At 38.3% G+C, this 6,662-nt stretch carries 5 protein-coding genes; all 5 read left to right on the top strand.

Going from position 1 to position 6,662, the window contains the following annotated elements; translation table 11 throughout:
- The first annotated feature begins 1,956 nt into the window (after window positions 1-1,956).
- The 5 genes from DWW86_RS16375 to DWW86_RS16355 are packed head-to-tail and all read left to right on the top strand — an operon-like array spanning window position 1,957 to window position 6,432.
- A complete protein-coding gene (locus tag DWW86_RS16375) occupies window positions 1,957-2,724 on the top strand; it encodes a ParA family protein (RefSeq protein WP_072522506.1) in 768 nt (255 codons plus the stop codon).
- Entirely contained in the window at window positions 2,724-3,665 is a 942-nt protein-coding gene (locus DWW86_RS16370; protein WP_072522505.1) for a ParB/RepB/Spo0J family partition protein, read from the top strand. The genes DWW86_RS16375 and DWW86_RS16370 overlap by 1 nt, the downstream gene beginning before the upstream one ends.
- Before the next feature lie 12 nt (window positions 3,666-3,677).
- Entirely contained in the window at window positions 3,678-4,217 is a 540-nt protein-coding gene (locus DWW86_RS16365) for a DUF4446 family protein (protein ID WP_072522504.1), read from the top strand.
- Between the two features lie 32 nt (window positions 4,218-4,249).
- Window positions 4,250-5,545 (top strand): serine--tRNA ligase, encoded by a 1,296-nt coding sequence (gene serS, locus DWW86_RS16360; RefSeq protein WP_117944043.1) that lies wholly within the window; start codon window positions 4,250-4,252, stop codon window positions 5,543-5,545.
- Between the two features lie 17 nt (window positions 5,546-5,562).
- Window positions 5,563-6,432 carry a DUF3881 family protein gene (locus DWW86_RS16355; protein ID WP_072522502.1) on the top strand — a complete coding sequence of 290 codons (870 nt, stop codon included), beginning with the start codon at window positions 5,563-5,565 and terminating at the stop codon, window positions 6,430-6,432.
- Window positions 6,433-6,662 lie beyond the last annotated feature (230 nt).

Here is a 6,662-nt window from a genome sequence, read left to right as displayed (position 1 = left end):
TGAAACATAATTCGGTAGATGCATTCTAAATAATCGCAGTCCATTGTTGCTCTATTTCACTACATATTTATATATCAACAATGAAAAGATATGGTGTACGACAACCTCTGCAGGAGTTCGAGAAGTTCTTAGAGACGTCCTGGCTGTGTTATGCGTAGGAAATCATACTGCTTGAGCGTCAGCGAGTTTGTGATTTCCTACGTATGTATTTAACAGACAGGTTATCTCATAGAACTACCGGACGACGAAGCCGTTGCCACACACCATATTTTATTCAATTGCGTAAAATATAACATGTAATCTGAAATAACAATTTCAATCATATATCAGCCGAAACACAATGCAAACTCACGCAGCCTCTATAAAAAGGACAGCTGCAGGAACAAGCCCCAATTTCTACTCACTTCGCGCGCTGATAAGCCGCCATTCGCGCAAACTCGCTATGCTCAGACAGGGCGCTCGGTGACGGCAGCTAGCGCAAAGCTCGTAACGAAATTTGACCAAGGTTTCTGCATCCGTCGCGTTATAGAGGTTGCTGTATTTTAGCAATGTTTCACGTGAAACATAACTGAACTGACAAACTACAAGTATACGTCTTGTTGCTGCCTTATATTTGCCAATAATGAAAATAGAAAACGTGATAATTGGCATAAAGTTCATAATAAATAAGCTTACATACTCAGTATTCACCTTACTATAGATTGTGTTGTGCTTTTTACAATGTTTCACGTGAAACATAATTCGGTAGATGCATTCTAAATAATCGCAGTCCATTGTTGCTCTATTTCATTATACATATTTATATATCAGCAATGAAAAGATATGGTGTACGACAACTTCTGCAGGAGTTAGAGAAGTTCTTAGAGATGTCCTGGCTGTGTTATGCGTAGGAAATCACACTGTTTGAGCGTCAGCGAGTTTGTGATTTTCTACGTATGCATTTAACAGACAGGTTATCTCATAGAACTACCGAACGACGAAGCCGTTGTTGCACGCCATATCTTATTCAATTGCGTGAAATATAACATGTAATCTGAAATAATAATTTTAATCATATACAAGCCGAAACACAATGCAAACTCACGCAGCCTCTATAAACAAGATGGCTGTAGGAACAAGCCCCAATTTATACTCACTTCGCGCGCTGATAAGCCGCCATTCGCGCAAACTCGCTATGCTCAGACAGGGCTCTCGGTGACGGCAGCTAGCGCAAAGCTCGTAACGAAATTTGGCCAAGGTTCCTGCATCTGTCCTGTTATAGAGGCTACTGTATTTTAGAAATGTTTCACGTGAAACATAACTGAACTGATAAAGCCCATTATTGCTTTATTTTATTATATATTTATATATCAGTAATGTACGTAAGAAATATGATAATTAGCGTAGAATTTATGAAAATTTCTTCAAGGCTTCCATATCCATTCTTTCTCAATAAGATCCTGTCGATTTTCTACAATGTTTCATGTGAAAAATAATTAAGCAGATATACGCTTAACTACCACAGCCCGCAGTTCACAGTTGCTCTATTTCACTACATATTTATATATCAGCAATGAAAAGATATGGTGTACGACAACCTCTGCAGGAGTTCGAGAAGTTCTTAGAGATGTCCTGGCTGTGTTATGCGTAGGAAATCACACTGTTTGAGCGTCAGCGAGTTTGTGATTTTCTACGTATGCATTTAACAGACAGGTTATCTCATAGAACTACCGGACGACGAAGCCGTTGTTGCACACCATATCTTATTCAATTGCGTGAAATATAACATGTAAGCTGAAATAAAACTACATTCCCCAACACCTTGTCAAATATAAATAATAAATTTTCAAAAAATTTCTCGAAATTTAATGTTTCACGTGAAACATTTTGTGGAACAATAATATTAAAAGTGCTATAATAATATCAATGCGCTATGCAAATAAATACGCAGCTGACATCCCGAAGGGAGGGTGAAACTTGGGAAGAGTAATAGCAGTAGCAAATCAGAAAGGCGGTGTTGGAAAATCCACCACGGCAATCAATCTTTCTGCATGCCTTGCTGAAAAAGAAAAAAAAGTACTTACAATCGACATGGATCCACAGGGAAACACTACAAGTGGATTAGGAGTAGATAAAAATAATGTAGAAAACACATTATACGAATTACTTTTAGGAGAAGCAGAGACAAAAGATACTATTGTAAAAGATGTAGTTGAAAACGTAGATTTGATTCCATCCAACGTAAACTTATCTGGAGCAGAAATTGAACTTATTGGTGTAGATGAAAAAGAATATATCCTAAAAAAAATTATAGATAAGGTTCGCAGAAAATACGACTATATCATTATCGACTGTCCACCATCATTAAACATGCTTACTATCAATGCATTAACGGCTGCAAACTCCGTATTAGTACCAATTCAGTGCGAATATTACGCATTGGAAGGACTGTCACAGCTGATACATACAATTGATCTCGTTAAAGATCGTCTGAACAAAAAACTTGTTATGGAAGGCGTAGTCTTTACCATGTATGATGCAAGAACAAATCTTTCCCTGCAGGTCGTAGAAAATGTTAAGGATAATCTTCAGCAGAATATTTACAAAACGATTATTCCTAGAAATGTCAGACTCGCAGAGGCTCCGAGTTACGGACAGCCTATAACCTTATACGACACAAAATCCGCAGGAGCAGAGGCATACCGCCTTCTTGCAGAAGAAGTAATAAACAGGGAGGATAAATAATGGCTGGAAAAAAGTCAGGACTTGGACGCGGCCTGGATGCATTGTTTCCGGAAAAAACAGTACAGAGCAAGCCAAAAACAACAGTTAAAACTGTAAAACAAACAAAAACAGCTACAGCAGAGACAAAGAAATCCAGTCAGCAGGAAAACAGTAATGGCGCGAGAATGATGAAGCTATCTATGATCGAGCCAAACAGAGAGCAGCCCCGTAAAAAATTTGATGAAGATGCACTTCAAGAACTAGCTGATTCCATAAAACAATATGGAGTACTGCAACCACTTCTCGTGTCTGATAAAAAGGACTATTATGAGATCGTTGCCGGTGAAAGACGTTGGAGAGCTGCTAAACTTGCAGGATTGAAAGAAGTTCCGGTTGTAGTAAGAGAACTTTCCACCCAGGAAATCGTAGAAATCTCTCTTATTGAAAACATTCAGAGAGAAGATCTCAATCCGGTTGAAGAAGCAATGGCATATAAACGCCTGATTGATGAGTTTCACATGAAACAGGATGAAATCGCAGAAAGAGTTTCAAAGAGCAGAACAGCAGTAACCAATTCTATGAGACTTTTGAAACTGGATGCACGCGTACAGCAGATGATGGTTGATGAGATGATTTCAGCCGGACATGCAAGAGCAATTCTTGCAATTGATGATTCAGAGAAACAGTACACGACTGCAATGAAAGTGTTTGATGAAAAACTCAGTGTGCGTGAAACTGAAAAACTGGTAAAAACGGTTCTTGCACCGTCAAAGAAAAAAGATAAAGTCACAAATCCGGCAGAAGATGCCATTTATGAAAGTCTTGAGGAAAGAATGAAAGGAATTACTGGAACACGTGTATTCATTCACCGCAAGAAAAATAACAAAGGAAAAATAGAAATCGAATACTATTCCAGAGATGACTTGGACAGAATTATTGATTTATTTGAATCCATTGGTTAAAAGGAGTATGATATGAGTACAATTTTTGATAGTATGGGTATTGACTCTGGAATCATCATTATTGTATTACTGGTTATTGTAATTATTCTAATTGGATTGATGATCAGTAATGGCATGCGTCTGACACGACTGGAAAGAAAATACAAAATGTTTATGAAAGGAAGCGATGCGCAATCCTTAGAAAAAACGTTTGTACGTAAATTTGCTCAGATAGACAGATTGTATGAAGCAAAAGAAGACCATGAGCATGCAATCAATGCACTGGAACAGCATTTTAAAATCATTTTCAGCAAATATGGCGTAGAAAAATATGATGCGTTTGATGATGTGGGTGGTAAACTTAGTTTTGCACTCGCATTATTGGATAAAGACAATACCGGCCTGATTCTGAATGCAGTACATAGCCGAGACAACTGTTTCCTTTATTTAAAGGAAATTGTCAAAGGTGAATCTTATGTAATGCTCAGTCAGGAAGAAGTAGAGGCTTTGCGTAAGGCAGTAAACTTTGGACTTGCCAATATCAATGAAGAAGAAAGTGATATAGAAAAATAAAGAGACAGTAAAAACTGTCAGGAGGAGAAATTATGTTAGACATTAAATTTGTGAGAGAAAATCCTGAAATCGTAAAACAGAACATCCGCAACAAATTCCAGGATAACAAACTGGAACTGGTTGATAAAGTAATCGCTCTGGACAAAGAAAACAGAGAAATCAAACAGGAAGTAGAAGCACTCAGAGCTGAAAGAAACAAAATTTCCAAACAGATCGGTGCATTGATGGGACAGGGTAAACGCGAAGAAGCAGAAGAAGTAAAAAAACAGGTTGCAGCATCCGGTGCACGTATTGATGAACTTTCTGCAAGAGAAAAAGAAGTAGAAGAAGAACTTCTGAAAAATATGATGGTTATTCCGAATATTATCGATCCATCTGTCCCGATTGGTAAAGATGACAGTGAAAATGTTGAAATTGAAAAATTTGGTGAACCAGTTGTTCCGGATTACGAAATTCCATATCATACAGAAATTATGGAAAACTTTGACGGAATTGATCTGGACAGCGCAAGACGTGTTGCAGGTAACGGATTCTACTATCTGATGGGAGATATCGCAAGACTTCATTCTGCAGTTATTGCATACGCAAGAGATTTCATGATAAACAGAGGATTTACTTACTGTGTACCGCCTTTCATGATCAGAAGCAACGTTGTAACAGGTGTAATGAGTTTCGCAGAAATGGATGCCATGATGTATAAAATCGAAGGTGAAGACCTTTACCTGATCGGTACAAGTGAGCATTCTATGATCGGTAAATTCATAGATCAGATTGTTCCTGAAGAAGAACTGCCGAAGACACTTACAAGCTATTCCCCATGTTTCCGTAAAGAAAAAGGTGCACATGGTCTTGAGGAGAGAGGGGTTTACCGTATCCATCAGTTTGAGAAACAGGAAATGATCGTTGTCTGCAAACCTGAAGAAAGCCCGATGTGGTTTGATAAACTGTGGAAGAATACTGTAGATCTGTTTCGTTCTCTGGATATTCCGGTACGTACACTGGAATGCTGCTCTGGTGACCTGGCAGACCTGAAAGTAAAATCCCTTGATGTAGAAGCATGGTCTCCACGTCAGAAGAAATACTTCGAGGTAGGAAGCTGCTCTAACCTTGGTGATGCACAGGCTCGTCGTCTGAGAATCCGTGTAAATGGCAAAGATGGTAAGAAATATCTGGCTCACACCTTAAACAATACTGTAGTAGCACCTCCGAGAATGCTGATCGCATTTTTGGAAAACAACCTGAATGCAGACGGATCTGTAAATATTCCAGAAGCACTGCAGCCATACATGGGCGGCATGAAAAAGATTGAGAAAAAGACCCAGGCATAAGGGTACGGAGGTATATTTTGCACAGCTTTTTAAAAGCAATCGGTTTTTCTCAGATCAGTAAACGAGAAGAAATGAAAAAAATAATTCTTGATGTTATCAAGAATTATGATAAAAAAAATGTTATTCAGGATTACCCAGATGGCACATTTGCTGAATTTTCGAGAAATTATGGAAACGATTGTGGAATCACTGTTTGTGGTCAGTATGATGAGGAAGACCGGTTTCATGTGGAGTATTATTATCCGTTCTTTCATGGGACAGGAGTTACGACACAGGAGGCAGTTACCGTAGAAAAGCATGTAGATAGAAATGCTTTTTCCGGAGCATGTGATGATCTGCGAATCGGAATCACATTGATTTTTTATCTTCAGAATACTGCTGAATATATGAAGGAAAGTGGAAAAGAAAAAATTGACAATTATCCATTGATTTTATCAGGACTTGCGGGAGAAGGCAAAATCCTTCTTCCAGTCCTCAAAGATAAAGAAGCTGTCAAGGTGGAGCAGGAATCTGCAAAGAACAGAAGCTCCATGATTGCAGCTGCCAGAAATGGTGATGAAGAGGCAATGGAAAATTTGACAATGGAAGAAATGGATACGTATTCCATGATTTCAACCAGAATTGTGAATGAGGATATTCTTTCGATTGTGGATTCCTATTTTATGCCTTATGGAATCCAGTGTGATCAGTACAGCATACTGGGTGAAATTTTGGAAGTGCATACTGTCAACAATATTGTCACAGATGAGGAACTTGTCCAGATGACGATAGAAAGCAACAATATGCAATTTGATGTATGCATTAACCGAAAAGATCTTCTGGGAGATCCACAGGTAGGAAGAAGATTCAAAGGTACCATATGGCTTCAGGGACAGTTGCAATTTTGAGCTTCAAAAATAAAGGTCTTGTTTTTTAAAGAAAGATATAGTACAATTTTATGTGGAGTGACGCAATGCGTTACTCCATATTAAATAATATATGTGTTTCCTTAGTTAAATGGATATAAAAAGTGCCTCCTAAGCGGTGACCAGAGTTATCGCTTCGGCATATAACAGAAAAATGAATTTGAGTTCGATTCTGTTATGTGATGTCATAATTAAGGGGACATGTGTTTTTG

Origin of the sequence: Ruminococcus sp. AF17-22AC, assembly GCF_003460065.1 — a bacterium.
Classification (GTDB): Bacteria; Bacillota; Clostridia; order Lachnospirales; family Lachnospiraceae; genus Blautia_A.
The sequence above is the reverse complement of the archived record's forward strand: the minus strand, read 5'-3'. Positions and strand labels throughout refer to the sequence as shown.